Here is a 1,069-nt window from a genome sequence, read left to right on the forward strand (position 1 = left end):
GACCATTCGGCATGTTGGCTTCGACCACGATGCAGCGTCCTGCCTCGTCGGTATAACCGGTCTTCGCGAGCTGAACGTCCCAATCCGGCCAATCGACGATAGGGTCGGTGTTCCGATAGAACCTCGTTCTGCTGCCGATCGCCTCCTCGTAATGCGGAAGTGTCGTGAATGCGCCGATCAACGGATAGTGGGACGCGGCATCCGCCAATTTCACGACGTCACGCGCGGTGGAGAGGTTGTCTGGTGAGAGCCCCGTCGGATCGTCGAAGTGCGTATCGGTCATGTGCAGCGCGCGCGCCTTGTCGTTCATCTTCTGGATGAAGGCAGGCTGACCGCCTGGAAACGCGCGCGATAGCGCGGAGGCCGCGCGGTTCTCGGACGACATCAGCGCAAGGCGCAGCATCTCCTCGCGTTCGAGCGCAACACCGACCGGCATACGCGAGCCCGAATGCTTGAGCCGATCGATATCGGCATCGTCGATGGTCAGTGTTTCCCCCAATGCCTGCGCTTCGTCCAGCACGACCATCGCCGTCATCAGCTTGGTGAGCGAAGCGACGGGCTCAACTTCGTCAGGATTCTTTTCCAGCAGGACTTCGCCGCGCCCGACGTCGTACGCGATCGCGCTGCGGGAATAGAGGAGCGGCGTCCCGGCCGACGTCACGAGCGGTGCGGCGGCGAGAAGCAGCACGCTGGCGAGTTTCTTCATGTCAATCACACCCTGGGACTTCAATCAGGCGAACAGGTGATTACGGGTCCAACGTGCAGGATCGTCCCTAACAACTAAACTGTAGTTGCTCACTGCAGGAATGAGTGTGCGAAGGAGGACAGATTTCGTCCTTGGAGGTCAGCTATCATGAAATCATTGGTCTATGCAGTCGCTACCGTCTCGGTTCTGGCCGCTCCGGCCGTATCGTTCGCTCAGCAATCCAGTTCGACTGTCACACGGGAACAGGTGAAAGCAGAACTGACGCAACTCGAAAAGGCCGGCTACAATCCCGTCCGCCGTGACCCCAACTATCCGGAAGGTATCCGCGCCGCGCAGGCGCGCGTCGCTGCGCAGAACGGCACG

The 1,069-nt window shown here is 60.4% G+C and carries 2 protein-coding genes; one reads left to right on the top strand and one right to left on the bottom strand.

What is annotated here, in order from left to right:
• Positions 1–706: serine hydrolase (locus GNZ13_RS43330; protein WP_172176597.1), on the bottom strand; the 706-nt coding region annotated here is incomplete at its 3' end.
• A 147-nt stretch (positions 707–853) separates the two neighbouring features.
• Here GNZ13_RS43330 and GNZ13_RS43335 point away from each other — a divergent pair.
• Positions 854–1,069 (top strand): DUF4148 domain-containing protein (locus GNZ13_RS43335; protein WP_172176599.1); only part of this gene is annotated, 216 nt, incomplete at its 3' end.

The organism is Paraburkholderia elongata, assembly GCF_013177735.1.
In the GTDB taxonomy this organism is placed as follows: Bacteria; Pseudomonadota; Gammaproteobacteria; order Burkholderiales; family Burkholderiaceae; genus Paraburkholderia; species Paraburkholderia elongata.